Source organism: Mesorhizobium sp. M0598, assembly GCF_040320865.1.
GTDB lineage: Bacteria > Pseudomonadota > Alphaproteobacteria > Rhizobiales > Rhizobiaceae > Mesorhizobium.
Genome location: NZ_JAMYQL010000021.1, coordinates 96,139 through 111,794 on the forward strand (window position 1 = coordinate 96,139; position 15,656 = coordinate 111,794).

General features: G+C 61.2%; 19 protein-coding genes and 2 pseudogenes. 2 read left to right on the plus strand and 19 right to left on the minus strand.

What is annotated here, in order from left to right; translation table 11 throughout:
- Positions 1-33 precede the first annotated feature (33 nt).
- From NKI59_RS23295 to NKI59_RS23350, 11 genes and pseudogenes are all read right to left on the minus strand, one after another.
- On the minus strand, positions 34-402 hold the full coding sequence (locus tag NKI59_RS23295; RefSeq protein WP_352707118.1) for an ABC transporter permease family protein: 369 nt from the start codon (positions 400-402) through the stop codon (positions 34-36).
- A 26-nt stretch (positions 403-428) separates the two neighbouring features.
- Positions 429-2,170 (minus strand): annotated as a pseudogene (locus NKI59_RS35160) (relaxase/mobilization nuclease domain-containing protein).
- Positions 2,167-2,418 (minus strand): hypothetical protein, encoded by a 252-nt coding sequence (locus tag NKI59_RS23310; protein ID WP_156937256.1) that lies wholly within the window; start codon positions 2,416-2,418, stop codon positions 2,167-2,169. Before NKI59_RS23310 ends, NKI59_RS35160 begins: the two are co-directional and overlap by 4 nt.
- Positions 2,415-3,461, minus strand: coding sequence for a lytic transglycosylase domain-containing protein (locus NKI59_RS23315; protein ID WP_352592620.1), 1,047 nt, complete (start codon positions 3,459-3,461; stop codon positions 2,415-2,417). Before NKI59_RS23315 ends, NKI59_RS23310 begins: the two co-directional genes overlap by 4 nt.
- Positions 3,462-3,465: 4 nt before the next feature.
- Positions 3,466-3,792, minus strand: coding sequence for a DUF736 domain-containing protein (locus NKI59_RS23320; RefSeq protein WP_352592622.1), 327 nt, complete (start codon positions 3,790-3,792; stop codon positions 3,466-3,468).
- A 44-nt stretch (positions 3,793-3,836) separates the two neighbouring features.
- Positions 3,837-4,397: a S26 family signal peptidase gene (locus tag NKI59_RS23325; RefSeq protein WP_352592625.1), complete on the minus strand. Its 561-nt coding sequence runs from the start codon at positions 4,395-4,397 to the stop codon at positions 3,837-3,839.
- Positions 4,394-4,672: a replication initiator protein A gene (locus tag NKI59_RS23330; protein ID WP_352622850.1), complete on the minus strand. Its 279-nt coding sequence runs from the start codon at positions 4,670-4,672 to the stop codon at positions 4,394-4,396. Before NKI59_RS23330 ends, NKI59_RS23325 begins: the two co-directional genes overlap by 4 nt.
- Before the next feature lie 162 nt (positions 4,673-4,834).
- The gene (locus tag NKI59_RS23335; protein WP_352576619.1) at positions 4,835-5,125 is read right to left on the minus strand and encodes a helix-turn-helix transcriptional regulator; all 291 of its coding nucleotides are present in this window, start codon (positions 5,123-5,125) and stop codon (positions 4,835-4,837) included.
- Between the two features lie 114 nt (positions 5,126-5,239).
- Complete coding sequence (locus NKI59_RS23340) at positions 5,240-5,764, minus strand: DUF2285 domain-containing protein (RefSeq protein ID WP_352452158.1); 525 nt, start codon at positions 5,762-5,764, stop codon at positions 5,240-5,242.
- A gap of 46 nt (positions 5,765-5,810) precedes the next feature.
- Complete coding sequence (locus tag NKI59_RS23345; RefSeq protein WP_352455880.1) at positions 5,811-5,996, minus strand: transcriptional regulator domain-containing protein; 186 nt, start codon at positions 5,994-5,996, stop codon at positions 5,811-5,813.
- 167 nt (positions 5,997-6,163) lie between these two features.
- Positions 6,164-6,442, minus strand: a complete 279-nt coding sequence (locus NKI59_RS23350; RefSeq protein ID WP_023674289.1) for a DNA -binding domain-containing protein — start codon at positions 6,440-6,442, stop codon at positions 6,164-6,166.
- A gap of 126 nt (positions 6,443-6,568) precedes the next feature.
- On the opposite strand from NKI59_RS23350, the gene NKI59_RS23355 reads away from it, so the two are divergent.
- On the plus strand, positions 6,569-6,784 hold the full coding sequence (locus NKI59_RS23355) for a helix-turn-helix domain-containing protein (RefSeq protein ID WP_023674290.1): 216 nt from the start codon (positions 6,569-6,571) through the stop codon (positions 6,782-6,784).
- Between the two features lie 192 nt (positions 6,785-6,976).
- Here NKI59_RS23355 and NKI59_RS23360 read toward each other — a convergent pair whose 3' ends face one another.
- The 5 genes from NKI59_RS23360 to NKI59_RS23380 all read right to left on the minus strand — a co-directional run bounded on the left by NKI59_RS23360 (position 6,977) and on the right by NKI59_RS23380 (position 10,761).
- Positions 6,977-7,306, minus strand: a complete 330-nt coding sequence (locus NKI59_RS23360) for a DUF736 domain-containing protein (protein ID WP_023674291.1) — start codon at positions 7,304-7,306, stop codon at positions 6,977-6,979.
- A 195-nt stretch (positions 7,307-7,501) separates the two neighbouring features.
- A complete protein-coding gene (locus tag NKI59_RS23365; protein ID WP_352592627.1) occupies positions 7,502-7,744 on the minus strand; it encodes a hypothetical protein in 243 nt (80 codons plus the stop codon).
- Between the two features lie 410 nt (positions 7,745-8,154).
- Complete coding sequence (locus NKI59_RS23370; protein WP_352592630.1) at positions 8,155-9,090, minus strand: SLOG family protein; 936 nt, start codon at positions 9,088-9,090, stop codon at positions 8,155-8,157.
- Positions 9,091-9,403: 313 nt separating this feature from the next.
- A complete protein-coding gene (locus tag NKI59_RS23375) occupies positions 9,404-10,450 on the minus strand; it encodes a DUF7146 domain-containing protein (RefSeq protein WP_352622878.1) in 1,047 nt (348 codons plus the stop codon).
- Positions 10,450-10,761, minus strand: coding sequence for a hypothetical protein (locus tag NKI59_RS23380; protein ID WP_352622848.1), 312 nt, complete (start codon positions 10,759-10,761; stop codon positions 10,450-10,452). The genes NKI59_RS23375 and NKI59_RS23380 overlap by 1 nt, the downstream gene beginning before the upstream one ends.
- 958 nt (positions 10,762-11,719) lie before the next feature.
- Between NKI59_RS23380 and NKI59_RS23385 the strand changes: the two genes are divergently transcribed.
- On the plus strand, positions 11,720-12,991 hold the full coding sequence (locus NKI59_RS23385) for a tyrosine-type recombinase/integrase (protein WP_352622847.1): 1,272 nt from the start codon (positions 11,720-11,722) through the stop codon (positions 12,989-12,991).
- A gap of 546 nt (positions 12,992-13,537) precedes the next feature.
- Here the strand turns inward: NKI59_RS23385 and NKI59_RS23390 are convergent.
- From NKI59_RS23390 to NKI59_RS23400, 3 genes and pseudogenes are all read right to left on the minus strand, one after another.
- On the minus strand, positions 13,538-14,605 hold the full coding sequence (locus NKI59_RS23390) for an ABC transporter ATP-binding protein (RefSeq protein ID WP_352707120.1): 1,068 nt from the start codon (positions 14,603-14,605) through the stop codon (positions 13,538-13,540).
- The gene (locus NKI59_RS23395) at positions 14,605-15,393 is read right to left on the minus strand and encodes an ABC transporter permease (RefSeq protein WP_352622846.1); all 789 of its coding nucleotides are present in this window, start codon (positions 15,391-15,393) and stop codon (positions 14,605-14,607) included. Before NKI59_RS23395 ends, NKI59_RS23390 begins: the two co-directional genes overlap by 1 nt.
- Positions 15,393-15,656, minus strand: a pseudogene (locus NKI59_RS23400) (ABC transporter permease); the annotation flags it as partial. The pseudogene NKI59_RS23400 and the gene NKI59_RS23395, both read right to left, overlap by 1 nt.

Consider the following 15,656-nt stretch of genomic DNA (forward strand, 5'->3'; position numbering starts at 1 on the left):
GTACACCTTAGCACAGAGCGCCGCGCTGGTCCATTATCCCTTGACCGCCGAGCCGACGATCGAATCCACGAAGAAGCGCTGCAGGAAGGCGAAGAGCATCAATGGCGGCAGCACGGCGAGCGTGGCGCCGGCCATGACCAGTCCTGTATTGAGGGCGCCTCTGTTGTAGCTGAGCAGGCGGCTGAGGCTAATGACGATCGGATAATCCTCTGCATTGCCCTGCAAAACTGTCAGCGGCCACAGATAGCTGTTCCAATGATAGACGAAGGCAAACAGCGCCAGTGCCGCGATCGCGGGCGCCAGACTGAATCGAGGATGCGCAAAGTCCCTGTTTTGCGAGGCAATCGGCGCTTCACTGCGCGGGTACAAATAGAATGTGCGACCGTGCTGGCTTCCCAGCATCAGGATAGAGCATACGCCTGTAACCTTCATAGCCCGATGCCGCGCTTCTTTCCCAGGTTCCAATCCACGCCCCCCGTATCCGAGCACACGATCCCGATGACTTGATTACCCAATCGCTTTTCGAGCGACGGCGACCAGGGCACGAGCTTGAATTCGAGCCCATTGTCGATCATCGCGAGCCGGCCTGAAGCCAGCGAGAAACGCCGCCGGTAAATCCCAGCCACATGATCGCCGTTGGCAGCCTTCGTGAATGAGAGGCCCGTCTCGGCGGCGAGGCGGGCACCGAGCGATTCCACCTCATGATCGTGTAGAGTATCGATCAGATTGCGCACAAGAATGACGCGCTGTCCCTCGCGCCTGGCCAGATCGCGGCTGACAAGGTGGTCGACCCGATCTTGCAGTGCCTGTCTTAGGTCCCTGCCAAAGCCGCCGTCACCGAATTCGGCAGGCTCGCGTGCAACGAGTTGGCGATCGAGCCAAGTCGCGCCGGAAGCATGGACCTGCTGTTCGATTGAGAGGTCGGAGCGGACCGCGAGCGTGACCCGGCCACCGCCATTTGCACTCGCATCGCGGCACAACTCCACGACCGAGCCCGGGTCGGAGTCTCCGGCCGCATCAGGGTCATGGAAGCGAATGTGGTGCGTGCGTCCATCAATGCCATCGACGATGGCATAGGCCGCGCCGCGCCGTTCGTCATCAAGGCCGCGTTCGAGCAGTCGGCCGATCACGGGCGCATCAATCTTTCGGCGGCCAGCACATAGTCGGCCGTCCCTTTTTCTAGCCCATGCACAGTGAGGCTGCGGTGCATGCGCTTGATGATGTCGCCGCGTTCACCGAGGGCGCGCAAAGTGGCCTCGGCCTCTTCGACCACCATCCACTGGCCGGGACGGATCTCGTTCGCGAGGCCCAGGCTTTCCAGTTGCCGCAGCCGGCCGACTTTGAGCCCCAGGAACTCGTCGGGCCGGCGATCAGGGTGTGGCGCGAGATCAATGATACCATGACGGTCGGCGTCACGAACAAGCTGGCGATCGAGCTGCGTCCAGCGCTCAGTGTCGACCTGGTGCTCGATGGCCTGGCGGATGTCGAGGTCCGTGCGGAGCCCAAGCGTCTGGGTGAGAATGTCGCTCGCCCGATCGCGCATGCCCTGGCGGATGTAGTCGCGCGAGATGACAAGGCTCTCGCCATCGTCGGCAACGCCGCGAACGAGGATGTGAACGTGCGGATGTTCGGTGTTCCAGTGATCGACGGCTATCCAGTCGAGCCTCGTGCCGAGGTCGCGCTCCATGTCGACCATCAGGTCACAAGCGAAGTTCTTGAGGTCGCCGAGCTCCATTGCATCCTCCGGCGAAACGATGAAACGGAAGTGATGCCGATCATCCTTGCAGCGGTCGCAGAAGGCGTCATGATCTGCATCTTTGGTGTCGGGACCGAACATCCTCGCCTTCTCACCATCACGTGTAACACCTTCGCGGCGAAGATATTTGAGATGGGTGGCGAGTGGCGCAGACCCTCTGAACTGCCGTACCACACGGGTCTTGACGACGGCGCCGCGTGAGCTGTCAGAGATGAGGCGACTGGCGCGGATGCTCGCTGACCGGCCGCGGCCAAACGTTGAAGCTCGCGGGGAGGTGATCCGACCCTCGCGTGTAAGGTGCCCGCCGGCGCGCTGTGTGGCCGCAAGAGCCTGGAAGATGAAGGGTCGTGCGCGCTGGCCGGCGCGGGAGCGGATGCGACCGGGGCGGACGCGAAAGCTATCGTCACGCTTCATGCTAGACGGCCACGAGGTGCGGTTTCCATTGAAAGACTGAAAAATTGGGAATAGCGCACATCGCTGATTGTGCCAGCACATTGCGAAATGAGACGAAAATCGTAAGGAAAACAATCGGCCGAACCGAGCCGCACCTCGCGGCCCTTTATCCTGCCAATCTCTCTGTTCTCATCCACAGCCAACCCTTCCGCCGCAATTTCCGCGACGGAACAGGCCGGAATGCAATTGAGGAGGAACGTGGCGATCATCGCGATATGGCTAAAGAGGGTTGAGCGAATAGGCCGGAAACAGCGTGGTTCGATTGGAAATCGGTTTCACCCGGCCGTGGCTCGATCGCGGTCAGGTCCGCAACAGGATTGCCCATTGGCGACCGCATTGCGGACGAATGAATCGCCGCAAAGATCGTCTCGCCATAACCATTGCCATCCGATGCAGTGGCGTTCCGAATGTCATGGGGATGCGCAAAGATCGTTGGACGGAGAGAGCTGGCTCTGCCCCTTCCTTGCCGCGCGCGCCGCGGACTGAGAACTGCACCATCGAGCAGCGGCGCGAGTTTCCTGACGTAGTCGACCGTCTCGCGTGGCAGCGGACGGCCGGTTAAGAGATGTTCCGTGTACCGACCAGGACCGGCATTGTAAGCGGCAAGAAAGCCGCTGCGCCCGAAGCTGTCGAGCATTTCGCGAAGATATGCTGCACCTGCAAGAATGTTGTCACGCGGTTGATAGGGATCGTCACCGAGACGGTATTTGATGCGCAGTTCTTCCCACGTCGCCGGCATGATCTGCATCAAGCCCATTGCGCCCTTGCTTGAAAGCGCACGAACATCGCCGACGCTCTCAACATGCATGACGCCGCGCAGCAACCGCTCTGGAATGGCGAAGCGTTTTGACGCTTCCCGGATATGCTGCGACCACGGGCCAGCCGACAAGATCGTCGACTCGGAGTGCGCCGGCCGTTCACCAGCAGAGGAAGCCGCTGCACCAGTTTCGGGCGCCACGAAGCCGAGCATGACACATGCGGCAAACGTCGTCATGCCTCTGTGGGCTGCATCCCGCAGACCGCAGAACCGATGCGCTGCCAGCCTGCGACGGTGTTCGCTTCCGTTAAGGGCAGGGGCTTGCCAATCGAACCGGCTTTGCCAAAACTGTGATGAAATCGGCGTCCGCAGCCACAAGCAAGTGTCCGGCCCCCTCTGGGCTGCCTCGCGGGCGGTCAGATCGAAGGGTTTGACCGGCGCGCAATGGATCAAAAGGGTTGGCGAGAAAGATTCGTCGAAGGGCTCCAGAAGCATCTGTTCAGCCTCGCCCGTCGCGCTTCGATGATCGGTTCCAGTGCAGGCTCCAGACGTTGTTCTCTGCATCGGACCGGAACAGCTTGGCGCGGATCGGCTGCGTAAAGGACGGGTCGTCAATTGAGACGGAGAGGTAATCCCCAGCCTTGTCTCCAGCGCGGTCCCAAGCCGCACCGACCGCCATCCCTTCGCAATAGATCAGATGGTCGGGCGCGTTTTCGGTTTTGGATTTCTCGGCAGGCAGGATGGCAATCTTCGCCTCGATTGTTAGCGTGGAGAGATTGCCGAAGAAGCCGTCATCGTTGCGCGTGAAGGTTCCGATCTGGGTCATTGCAGTGCTCCTTTCTGAGTGTTAGTGCGCGTCGAGCCAAGCCGTCACGGCTCGCTAGCGAGGGGATCGTTGGTGATATCCAGCACCGGAGTGGTGCGCTCCGTGGTCCAGACGGGAACCGCGCGGCCAACTATCGATGAGAGCGGGAGCGGGCCGAAATAGCGGCTGTCAAAACTGTCGGCTGCACCCAGGTTCATAAGGAAGACGTCGGCCTCTGCAATGTCGCGGCAGCCCTGCCAGATGGGCAGGGGTCGACCGCGACTGTCACGCTCGCGCGCATGTCCATACGTCTTGCCGTTGACGATGATGGTTGTGCCTTGGCGACAGACGGTTGCGCCCCCGAGTGCCAAAATACGCTTCAGGAGCGGCACATTTTTCGGCAGATACCCGCGTCTTGCCATGAAGGCCGCCAAGGGCTCGGGCGGCATGATGACGGCGATATTGGCAATACCGATTTTGTCGGCCGGCTGGACGCGATAGAGCCCGACGGGGATGCTCCCCGATGCGTTCCAGATGGATATCGGCGGATGGCTAATCCATGCCGGCGCCGCGGCGAGCACTGCGCCGCCAACCATGGTGGCGATGATCTTTGTGCGCTTGCTCATGACTCGATCCCGGGGCGCAGCAGGCAAGCTTTAAGACGCTTGCCCGTGTATGGACTCGGCTGCTCGCGTGCGGCTATCCGGCTGTGGACGTGCCGCCGTTTACGCGGCGACATGAAGGTCAGGGTTTGCTGCTGTTTCGCCGCTACCAGGCGGCGCGGTTGCAATCTCCTGGCTTGCGCGTGGATGTTTTGCGACACAGCCCAGACCAGGATGGCAGCGTTCCAAATCGTTGCCATGCCGTGCACACTTGCCGCCTCAACGCAGGTCGCGCGCATGAGAGTGGATCGGTGTCAGGCGGCGGGATTTCACCAATAAGACGAGCTGCCGCGCCACGACGTCCTCCGTGCCGCGTGGAGGGAAGCCGGATGAGGGGACATGAGGCAGCGCAAATTGCTGCTGAACGGTCTCGCGATACTGCATTTTCGGTGCGCCACAGATCAGGAGCTGCGGTCGCGTCTGCCGACATAGGCGGGCGCGCGGGCTGCATGGGGTTTTGCCGGCGGAACATAGGTCGCGTTGACATCGCTGGTGGAGGTGCGTGCCCCCAGCTCTATCCAGGCGTGCAGGTCGTTGATGTCGTAGAGAACGCGCCCGCCGACCTTTCGGTATTTTGGGCCGGTGCCGTAGGTCCGGTGCTTTTCGAGTGTGCGGGCGCAGAGCCCGACGATGGGTGCTGCCTCCTTCGTGCGCAAATACTTTTGGGGCGCGTCCGCGGGACCCTTCGACATCGCTCGATCTCCATTCGGTTCTGCTGTCGTCCTGGCCTGCCGGGACGCGCGAAGTGGACCATGATCGAAATCAGGAAAGGCGAGGGAGGGCAAAGATTGGGGGGCGCGTTTTTGCTACCCCGAAGAAGGACTTCGGCGGCCGGACTTTTCGCTACGGTTGTGGGGGTAGAAGAGAAGATCGCGATAGCCGCCGGCGACTAAAAAAGCTGCACGGCGTAAGATAGCTCGGACCTTGTGGCGGAGATGATGATCACGCCAATCTCGCGGCACAATCGGCTCCTGCGAAAACAGCACCTCCGCGAGCTGACGATAGGTTGCACCCGTGCGGTGACCATCATGTGCGCGTAAATTGAGGATATGCCTGGTCTTGGTCTGTTGCGGCAGCGCGCCGTAAGATGGACTGGCTGCCCGGCCGTTCAGTGCGCGCCAGAACCGGCGCGCTGCATCGAGCCGCGTCTCGAATGCAGCGTCGAGCGGCAGAAGGATAGCGTTGAATTCACCGGCGCGGTCGTCAGCGACGAGATGACTTTTCCCAATTAAGGTAGACCAAATAATGTGAAGGCCTTCGTCCTGCGGCCAAACGCTGGCTCCGGCAAGGCTGGAAGGTCGAACTGTTTGATGGGATGCAGATACCCGCATGACCCGGAGCACGCGCGGCGAGGCCTGTTCTGTCCAGATGATATTGTCAGCTTTCGGAAGTCCGGCACCGGCAGTTTTGAAATCGCGCGCCCCAACGGGCGGCGAGATCGGGCTGACCGGCAGGTTCTCCAGAACCAGCGAATTGCGATGCAAGCTGGCTGCACTCTGCCACGAATTCGTCATTCCGGATCAGATACTCGGCAGCGAACTCCGTAGCCTGGTAGCTGCACATGTGTGAATACGCCGCCGGATCGGTCCAATCGCCTTGCACTGTTCCTGTCCTCTCCGCGTACCCGGATGTGAGGCGTCGGCGTCAACATTCAGGGGCATAAGGAAGTTGGATAGTTTGAGAGTCGGCAAACCATTATGCCGATTCAGCAAAATGGAGCGCCGGCCGCGTCAGTGCGGAGCGCCGCCAGCGAGAAGATATCGGTAGCCGCTGGTCGTCATCCATCGCGCGCGGGCAAGATGGGTCTCCCAGGACCGGAACGCTCGTTCCGGCTCCTGCTCCGGGTCTATATGCAAGACGATCCTGGCCACCTCTCGCCAATCGGCATCTTCCGCTGCCGCGTCAAGCAGGCGAATGTAGGTGAGCAGACGCTCCTCGTCATAGCCGGTCAGGACCGGGGCATCCGGCGCAATGTCGGCGACATCAGGATCGAGCAGCGGTTTAAGCATTGTATTTGACCGTTCATATTTCGATCGCGATCTCGAAGGAGCCGTCCTTTAGATCGAGCACCAATCATAGCGAATAGGAACGATCATTCCTAGAACGATAGTTCCCTTTCTGGTCCCTAATCCGTCATGAATCTCAAGGAGATCATGGCGGCCAACATGCGTCGTCTGCGCCATGACCAGAACGTGACGCAGGAGGAACTGGCCGCCCGCTCTGGACTGAGCATGCGTTACGTCGGATCGATCGAGCGCGCTCGGGTCTCGGCCAGCATCAGTGTTCTTGGGAGGATCGCAACTGCGCTGAATGTGGACCCATGCGAGTTGATCAGAAAATCGGCACCGTGAGTTGACGCGGGAAACACCGCCAATTTTCGATGATCGGCGAGGCAACATGCAGGAATGAAGTCTCCAGTCGCGAACACGACAGGTAGTCGCCCCAAGTCCGACGGAGCTCGTTGCGCAGCGACTGCGCTCACCTTGTCGTGAAAAGGAGGACGGCCCCGCCCTGTTCGTCCGGGCGGAGCCTTGGTCGGGGCCTTACTCCGCGTTGCGGCGGCCGTTGGGGCGCGACCAGATGAGGCTGTAGCCTTCGCCTTCCTCATCGTTGAAGAGGTTCGCGTAGATCGGAGCAGTGAAGCTCGGATCGTCCAGCTTCACGCCGAGATAGTCGCGGCCGTCATTGGAGCGCTTGGACCATGCGGCGCCGATCTCGACCCGCCCGACGAAGACACGGTGGCTGGGGGCGCTGTCGCCAGAGCGGTTGGTCTCGGGCACGACGCGGACGTTCTTGGTCTGGAGCGAGAGGGTGACGATTTCGCCGGTGAACTCGTTGTTGCCGGTCCTCTTGAAGGTTCCGATTATCGCCATGAGTTTTCTCCTTGAACTCTGTTTCGAGCCCGCACCATTGCGGCCTCGATGGCGATCCGCGGGCCGGAGGCGATCGACGCCGCATCGCTTGCGACCGCAGCGCCAGCGGAGGATGGCAGCCAAGCGACTTTGTTGTTTGGCGAGGAATGACGGCGCAGCCGGCAGGGGAAGAAAGTCGATCGGCGCCATTGCGGCTTAGGCGATCGAGGCGCAGCCGACCTTCGGCCAGATCAGCCCATTAAAGAGGCCGTTTGGAGCGGCCCACCAGATAGAGACATCAACGGAGAACCTGGCGATACCGTCGCTGGCGAAATCCCGGCTACGACGATCACCGGCCTCGATGCTCCTCTGTACAGGCATCGCGAAGTCGCAGGCTGTTGTCGGCACCGCGCTTAAGGCACGCACGTGATGGTTCAAGTCACGGCTGACGTGCATCACCGGATATCCGCTATCTTTGGAACGAGACGGCACGCCGTCGTGGATTCGAACTGTGCGTCGCGCGATGCCGTGCCAGCGACAACGTTAACAATGCGACGGCCGGTCAGAAAAAAACATCCTGCCCGCGCCGGTTGTTCGGTGAATTCGCCCAGATCCAGCCCCTGTTCGGTTGAACGGGCGTCGTTATTCGCAGCTGTGATGCCAGCTGCGACGCAGCTGAAACGTTGACGGCAAGCGTGACGGCGTCGCGCGCCTTTGCTAGGGCGCGGACTGAGTATCGCAAAAGACGGGCGGCGCCGGGCGGAGATCCGGCATCCCGGGCCAAGCACTCCAGCGAACTGCAAATACAGTACACGCTGCCCGACCGCGGCCGTATCGTACAATCGAAAAAAGGGTAGGGCGGGCAGCGCTTACGCGCCGCCTCCCTTGGGGCGGAAGTCGAGGACTGGGATGCCGAGCTTCTTTGCCTTGTCTGCAAGATTGTCCTGAATTCCGGTCCCGGGAAAGACGATGACGCCTATCGGCAGCGCCTCCAGCATTGCGTCATTGCGCTTGAACGGGGCGGCTTTGGCATGCTTTGTCCAATCAGGGGCAAAGCCGATTTGGGGTACCTTGCGATGGTCTGCCCAACAGGAGGCGATCTTTTCGCCACCCTTCGGCGATTTCCCGTGCATCAATACCATGTCGGGATGCCTGGCGTGGACCTGGTCGAGTTTGGCCCAGATCAGCTGGTGGTCATTGAAGTCGAGCCCAGCGGTGAAGGCGATTTTCGGGCCAGGTGGCAGAAGGACTTCCTGCGAGGCGCGTTTCTTGGCGCTGAGAAAATCGCGGCTGTCGATGAGCGCAGAGGTCATGTTGCGATGGTTGACCATCGATCCGCTGCGCGGTCGCCAACTCGATCCGGTGTGGCGCTCGTAGTGCTCCGCGGCCTGATCACGCATCAGTTCGAAGGCGCTTTGGCGTTCGATCAGCGTCTGCCCTTCGGCCGTCAGGCGTTCCAGCTCGACCGATTTCACTTCGCTGCCGTCCTGCTCACGCTGGCTGCGGCGTTGCGCCTGCTCGTTGTGATCGAGTTCGCGCTCGATCCGATCTGCGGCGCGGTGAAAGATGTTGACGGTCGACCACAGAAGATCGTCGAGATCGGGCTCGAGGCGAGTGTCTTGCAGTGCCACGATGAGGGCGTCGAAGATGTCGGCCATCGCGCCGGCGACGCAGTGGCCCTCTGGAAGCGGTCGAGGATCAGGCTCATCCACGAAGGGACGGTAGCCATAGAGCTGGAGTTCGGTGAGGACGTGGTCGATGGGTGAAGACGAGTGCTGTGGTTCGTAGTCGTCATGCTCGCTCATTGGATGCTCCGCCGGTTGGACCGCGACCCTCGCGGCCTTCATGGCGACGGAAGCCGGCGGACGGGACGGACCTGCACCCGCAGCGAAGCGAAGGGCCGGAGTGTCAGCGGAGGAGGGTGAAGGCCGGCTATTTTGCTTCGCGATGGAAAGCGCTCCCTTGGGGAGCGCGCCGGAAAATAGTCGGCCGGAGACATTGCGGGTCCGGGTCGTTTGCTGGCCGATCGCCCTCTGGAAGGCCCGCAGGCGCGGTTCTCTTCGACTTCAGGAGCATCCAAGTGATGCAAGCGACAGCGGACAGGCTGTTCGTTCCGAGTTATCCCGCCACTGCCATGAAACGGGCGATGTCCTGGGGGGCGAGCTGAACACGGACTGCTGCTCGAACGGCATCCACGCCTAGCGTACAGAGATCTTCGTTGAGGTCCCCAAGTGCCGGCGAGAGCACGACCGGCTCGATCCCGGCAGCATTCGCTCTTTCGATCAAGATGTCACGCACGCCGTTACCGGCTGGATCGGCGTCGCGCACGATGTAGAGCCGTCTCAGTGTGGGGGGGAACAGCATGGCAGCAAGATGGGCGGCCGAGAGTGCCGCTGCCATGGCCATATCGGGCAGGATGCACCGAAGCGACAAGACGGTCTCGATGCCTTCGCCGCCCGCCATGACGTCGCCCGGCGGGCCAAAGCGAACCGCGTGACCGAGAAGATCGCCCATCGCGCGCCTCGGCGTACCGACCGGTGCCTTGCCCCTGCCGGAAGGATCAAGCCATGTGCGATGTACGCCAGTCAAATGGCCGTCGAGATCGGTGACGGAAGCGATCATCGCCGGCCAGGTCTCAGTCGGCGCTTGTTCGTCGGGCCGGTAGTAGCAGCGCGGGTGAAAACGCAGACTTCCGGTCCCGTGCAAAGCGGCAATACTGCGGTTGTGCAGATACGCCTCTACGACCGTACCCGCAATCGGCTGCGACATCGCAAATAGCCGACGCGCTTTCTCCGACATTTCCGACGGCGCGGCCAGCAACTTCGACCGGATTGATGTCTGCTCTGGTTCGGGATGGGGTAGGCCGAGAAACGTTATTGCCTCATGGGCAACGTCCCTGAAGTCGCTCAAGCCGCGGCTTTCGCGGATGATATCGAGAAGATCGCCATACTCCCCGGTCGCCGCGTCAGTCCATTTGCCGGCTGCGCGCTTTCCGCTCTGCGAGCCGACGAGCCGCACGAACATCGAGCGACCCGGCGTGTTTCGGACATCGCCAACAAGCCAGTAGCGTCCCTCGCGATGTCCGCTCGAAAGATAGTGGCGACAAACCGCTTCGGCCTGTCGGCCCAGGCGGTGGGCCAGTTCGGACGCATCGTGTCGGGGCATCATGCATCCTCCCGCGCGTCGATGCGCTGATAGCGCTCCAGCAGCTTGCCCAGAATTGCGGGTTCGGGCGCCTGTGGCTCAGTGGGACTGGCCGACCCTGCGCGAATCTCGACGGCAAGGCGCTCGATGCAACCACTGGTCGTCTTGCGCACGATGAGGTGCGAGTGGGTCGTCACTTCAGCTACGAGGTCAGGTAGGTCCTCGATCCAGATGTCAGCCTTGACGCGGACCTGGGACATGGAGAACTCCACGTTCTTGAAGGCAATGTCTCGCGAGGACAGAAGGGTAATTTTCTGAGGGGTAGTCGCCATCGGGATGTACTCCGAGACGGGCAGTCGAGAGCCTCTCTCTCGACCTTCAAACTCGTCATGGAGATCCCGGCACTCCTCGTCCTCTTGTGCTTGGCAGCCAACCGAGGTTGTCGCGGGGTAGCAACTCAGTGACGGCGTTCCTGTTTACAAACGCGGCTGCAACATACAAACGTGCAGCAGTAGCGATTAAGGACCACAGCGCGGCGATGAACGACGAGCGGGGCCGGTCGCCCCATTGGAAGCATCTGCGTTCTTCATCACGCCTTCGGCGCTGTGGCGTGCGACACCGAGGGCATGCGGCTGAGTTCGAGAGCGAACAGAGCGCTTTTTGCGACGGGAAATCGATTTGGACGTGGTTGGTCATCACGGGCGGCCTGCCGCTAATCGTCGCCAGCAATGACGCTGCCAGCCAAGAAGCGAAGGAGATACTCCGCTGCCCTGCTCGCCTGAAGGCGGCGCGGCGCGCGCGGGCGTTGCGACGCAATAGGCCCTGCCGGCAGTATTGATACTGGAACGACGGTCGGATCCCTTTAGGAGTGTGTCTGGCCGGACTGGAAGCAGAGGCCAGCCATAGACTTGTTGCGCAACCACTCCGATTGACAGGTCGAAGGCGCCTCTTCGCCGCAGCACCTCCGGCGGGCGGTTTTCGCAGCCGGTTTTTTGGAGAAGAGTTCTCCGGCAGGACCATGTCCAGAACGGCGAGACAGGACGGAGTGCTCAACGAGGTCGGCGAACAGCTCGGACCTAAGAACTGCTGAGGACTTCTTATGAAAATCCCCGACCAATTCGACGAGACCACACCACTGCGCGTCGAAATCGCTGCGCGAATTGCCTTTCCCGACGGCTCGATGAGCGCAGCAGGCCTACGCAAGGAACGTGACGCCGGTCGACTTGAAACGGAGCTAATCGCCGGAAAGGAATACGTGAGCTTGATGGCAATCGCGAGGATGAGGGAACTATGCCGCGGACGTCGAAAGGGCCACGCCTGGTATGGCGTGACGAAAGCTGGAAAAAAGATGGAACGCGCCGAAACAAAGCTGGATGGTTTATCCGCGATGGATCCAGCTTCATCAGCGCTGGCGGCGGCGAAAAAGGCCGTCCAGGAACTGAAGCTGAAAAGGCGCTCGCCGCCTACATCGGAAGCAAATACCACCGAGCGCGGGGAGCCGAGGACGTCTTAATTGCCGATGTGGTCAACCTCTACCTTAAAGAGGTTGCACCGAAGCACGCGACACCAGAAGAGACGGCGGCTCGGCTGGACAAGGTCCTTGATTACTTCGGGGAAAAAACTCTCGCCGCCATCAATGGCAAACTCTGCCGCGAGTACATTGCGTCGCGCCCCACCGAAGCCGCGGCGCGCCGCCAACTCGAGGATCTTCGTGCCGCCATCAACTACTACCGCAAGGAGGGTTATACAACCGCCGCACCGGTCATCACCCTGCCAGACAAGGCCGCCGCCCGCGAACGCTGGTTGACCCGCAGTGAGGCGGCCGCACTGATCTGGGCAGCTTGGCGTATGAAGCAGACATGGAAGGGCCAAGAGAGCGGCCGGCGCACTGGGCGACATCTCGCGCGCTTCATCCTCGTCGCACTTTATACAGGAACGCGCTCGGCCGCAATCTGCGGTGCCGCCATGCGCCCAACGAAAGGGCGCGGTCATGTGGACCTAGACCGCGGTATCTTCTATCGCGGTGCCACCGGCACAAGGAAGACCAAGAAGCGCCAACCCCCTGTACCGTTGCCCGAGCGGCTGCTGGCGCACCTCCGGCGCTGGGCGCGCACTGATCTTCACATCGAGACCAAATCGGGCGGCAAAAGTGCGAACATCGGTCGCAAGATATCGCAGGATTTTGTCGTGGAATGGAATGGAAAGCCGGTGCAGTCGATAGACAAGAGCTTCAAGACGGCGCGCGAAATCGCCGGCCTAGGGCCCGACGTTACTCCGCACGTGTTCCGCCACACCGCGGCGACTTGGATGATGCAGGCCGGCACCGATATGTGGCAGGCTGCGGGCTTTCTTGGCATTACAGTGGATGTCCTGATCGAAACTTACGGCCATCATCATCCTAATTTCTTGGCAGACGCCGCCGAGAAGATCACGAAGAAGCCAGTTTTCTCCAAGTCGCCGCAAACCGTTCCGAGTATAACTCAAATCACAAGGCACAAACGCGGTGTGCTCATCCCACAGGTTTCCCACAGAAACGGCGAAAGGAAACGCGACCAGTCGTGAGCGAACGTGGCGAAGGAGCCCAGGAACAATAACGACTTGCTGGTAAATCTACATCGTTCGGGACGATGGGATCGCACGTTCAAAGCTGCCATCCGCACCCCGCTCAAAGGTCTACTCCGGCTCCCCAGGGCGCGTGCTCGCAGCCGTGGCTTGGATCGGTTTGCCGGGTCCCGAAAGCGACATTGAATGTGGGAGGATTAGAGGCAAAGATCGTGATGCCTGGCTTGACGGAGGCTTGTCTTCGAGGCCAATGAATCGCACCTGGCCAAATCTCAAAACAGCAGCAAACGGCGCACTAGCCGCAAGCCCGGCGCACCGCTTCTGAGTGAAACTATCAATCGGCAAGACCTTGGCGATGCCAACCATGTCGTTGTCCATCCCATTGCCGGGATCGGTTGCTCCGGGCCGCAAGACCACCAAAAAATTGCGATGGTCTCGTAGGGGGGACGTATCGGCGTTTCTGGCGCGGACCTCAACCAGGAGGTCGCAATCTTTTGCCATCACAAAAGCCCCATCTGAGTCGGTCAGTGGTGTATCTCTGGCCTGCTACCCCGCGACGATCAAGACGGTGCTTTCCGGCGACCAACGCAGCACGACATCCTGACCTTCCGCCAGCCTGACAGCGCCGGTGTTCTGCACAATCACCTTGAGCGTCTGGCCAGCACGCTCGACAAAGTAGGTGCTGCTATTTCCGGCGAAGATGCGCTTCGATACCTGGCCTCGCAGCAGATTCCCGTTGGCCGCATCCGGAGCCTCGGCATCGGTGAAGATGCGGATGCGTTCGGGCCGCACGGCGCAGCTTGCCTTGGCCCCAGCGGCAAGCTTGGTACCGGAGCCGACGGCAATCGCTGTGCCGTCCGGCAGCCGGATGCCGTTGCCCGTGCTGTCGCCGCGAAGGATGTTGGCGTCGCCCAGGAAGGTGGCGGCAAACTCACTCGTCGGCCGATCGTAGATCTCCTCGGGCGGGCCTTCCTGCACCAGCTTGCCATCGCGCAGAATGCCGATACGGTCGCTCATCGTCAGCGCTTCTTCCTGATCGTGGGTGACGAAGATGGTGGTGATGCCGATCTCGCGCTGGATGCGCTTGAGCTCGATCTGCATGTCGACCCGCAGCGCCTTGTCCAACGCCCCGAGCGGCTCGTCGAGCAACAACACGCGCGGCCGGATGACGATCGCGCGAGCGAGCGCCACCCGTTGGCGCTGGCCGCCGGACAGCTGGTGCGGCCGTCGGCCGCCGAGCCTGCTGAGCTGCACGAGGTCGAGTGCTCGCTGCACCTCGCTGGCAATCACCGCCTTTTGCTCGCCGCGCACCGACAAGCCGAAGGCGATATTGTCGGAGACGCTCATATTGGGAAACAGGGCGTAGTTCTGGAACACCATGCCGATGCGCCGTTTTTCGACCGGCACCCGTTCGACGCTCTCACCACCTATGGTGATGCGACCGGAATCGGGAAAGTCGAAGCCCGCGATTTGTCGCAGCAGCGTGGTCTTGCCGCTGCCTGACGGCCCGAGCAGGGCATAGAAGCCGCCATCGGCGAAATCGATAGACACATCGTCCAGCGCCTTGTGGGCACCGAAAGCGCGCGACACGTTCGCTACTTGGACGCCAGCCATTACTTCTCTCCGCCGAATTTGAAGAAGCGCGCCGTCAGCAGCATCAGTGCCATCGACACGACAATGATGATCGTCGAGACCGCATTGATCTCGGGGGTGAATCCCTTGCGGATCGCGGCGTAGATTTCGACCGGCAGCGTCGTCTGGCCGGGCGTCGACAAGAAGTAGGATACGACGAACTGGTCGAAGGACACGGCGAAGGCGAACAGCCCGCCGGCAATGACGCCCGGCATGATCCAGGGCAGCGTGACGCGGTTCGTCAACTGCCATTGATTGGCGCCGAGCGAGCGCGCCGCCTCTTCCAGCTCGTGCGCGAAGGTCTGCAGTCGGGCCGACACGACGACAATGACGTAGGGAAGCGCAAGCGCGACGTGGCCAAGCAGGATAGCGAACAGGCCGCGCCCAATGCCGACGCCGAAGAAGAAGATCAACATCGCCGTGCCGGTTATCAGCCACGGAATGGCGATTGGCGGAAACAGCAGCGCCTGCAGGAATTTCTTGCCGCGAAACTCATAGCGGTAGAGCGCAAGTGACGCCGCCGAGCCAAGCACGACGCAGATGATGGTAGTGATGACTGCGATTTCGACACTGTTCCAGGTGGCTGAGATAAGCTGGTCGTTCTGCCACAGCGAGACATACCATTCCGTCGTCCATTCGAACGGCAGCTGGTAGAAGGGCGAAACGTTGAAAGACATTAGCGCCATGATGATGATGGGCACATAGAGGAAGGCGAGCAATAGCCAGATGTAGAGGCGGCCGAGCCATTCGAGAACACGTGTCGTCGCCATCACGTAGCCCTCCGCAGCACCGGCGAGGCAACCGCCAGGATGACCAGCACGACGGCCAACAGGATAAAGGAGAGCGCAGCACCCAGCGGCCAGTTGAACACGGCGACGAACTGGTCCTCGATGACAGTGCCGTAAAAGGTGCCGGTACGGCCGCCGAGGATGCGCGGTTCCATGAACGAACCAACAACCGGGACGAAGACGAGCGCTGCGCCCGCCACCAGCCCCGGCATCGACAGCGGAATGATGACTCGATTCAGCACCTG

Bases quoted from the DNA above. Each gene is read 5' to 3' on its own strand.
- NKI59_RS23370 (WP_352592630.1), bottom strand. From the start codon at position 9,090: ATGAGCGAGCATGACGACTACGAACCACAGCACTCGTCTTCACCCATC.
- NKI59_RS23295 (WP_352707118.1), bottom strand. From the start codon at position 402: ATGCTGGGAAGCCAGCACGGTCGCACATTCTATTTGTACCCGCGCAGT.
- NKI59_RS23320 (WP_352592622.1), bottom strand. From the start codon at position 3,792: ATGACCCAGATCGGAACCTTCACGCGCAACGATGACGGCTTCTTCGGC.
- NKI59_RS23350 (WP_023674289.1), bottom strand. From the start codon at position 6,442: ATGCTTAAACCGCTGCTCGATCCTGATGTCGCCGACATTGCGCCGGAT.
- NKI59_RS23385 (WP_352622847.1), top strand. From the start codon at position 11,720: ATGCCGCGGACGTCGAAAGGGCCACGCCTGGTATGGCGTGACGAAAGC.
- NKI59_RS23375 (WP_352622878.1), bottom strand. From the start codon at position 10,450: ATGCCCCGACACGATGCGTCCGAACTGGCCCACCGCCTGGGCCGACAG.
- NKI59_RS23355 (WP_023674290.1), top strand. From the start codon at position 6,569: ATGAATCTCAAGGAGATCATGGCGGCCAACATGCGTCGTCTGCGCCAT.
- NKI59_RS23325 (WP_352592625.1), bottom strand. From the start codon at position 4,397: ATGAGCAAGCGCACAAAGATCATCGCCACCATGGTTGGCGGCGCAGTG.
- NKI59_RS23360 (WP_023674291.1), bottom strand. From the start codon at position 7,306: ATGGCGATAATCGGAACCTTCAAGAGGACCGGCAACAACGAGTTCACC.
- NKI59_RS23345 (WP_352455880.1), bottom strand. From the start codon at position 5,996: ATGTGCAGCTACCAGGCTACGGAGTTCGCTGCCGAGTATCTGATCCGG.
- NKI59_RS23390 (WP_352707120.1), bottom strand. From the start codon at position 14,605: ATGGCTGGCGTCCAAGTAGCGAACGTGTCGCGCGCTTTCGGTGCCCAC.
- NKI59_RS23330 (WP_352622850.1), bottom strand. From the start codon at position 4,672: ATGCGCGCGACCTGCGTTGAGGCGGCAAGTGTGCACGGCATGGCAACG.
- NKI59_RS23395 (WP_352622846.1), bottom strand. From the start codon at position 15,393: ATGGCGACGACACGTGTTCTCGAATGGCTCGGCCGCCTCTACATCTGG.
- NKI59_RS23335 (WP_352576619.1), bottom strand. From the start codon at position 5,125: ATGTCGAAGGGTCCCGCGGACGCGCCCCAAAAGTATTTGCGCACGAAG.
- NKI59_RS23315 (WP_352592620.1), bottom strand. From the start codon at position 3,461: ATGCTTCTGGAGCCCTTCGACGAATCTTTCTCGCCAACCCTTTTGATC.
- NKI59_RS23310 (WP_156937256.1), bottom strand. From the start codon at position 2,418: ATGATCGCCACGTTCCTCCTCAATTGCATTCCGGCCTGTTCCGTCGCG.
- NKI59_RS23340 (WP_352452158.1), bottom strand. From the start codon at position 5,764: ATGCGGGTATCTGCATCCCATCAAACAGTTCGACCTTCCAGCCTTGCC.
- NKI59_RS23380 (WP_352622848.1), bottom strand. From the start codon at position 10,761: ATGGCGACTACCCCTCAGAAAATTACCCTTCTGTCCTCGCGAGACATT.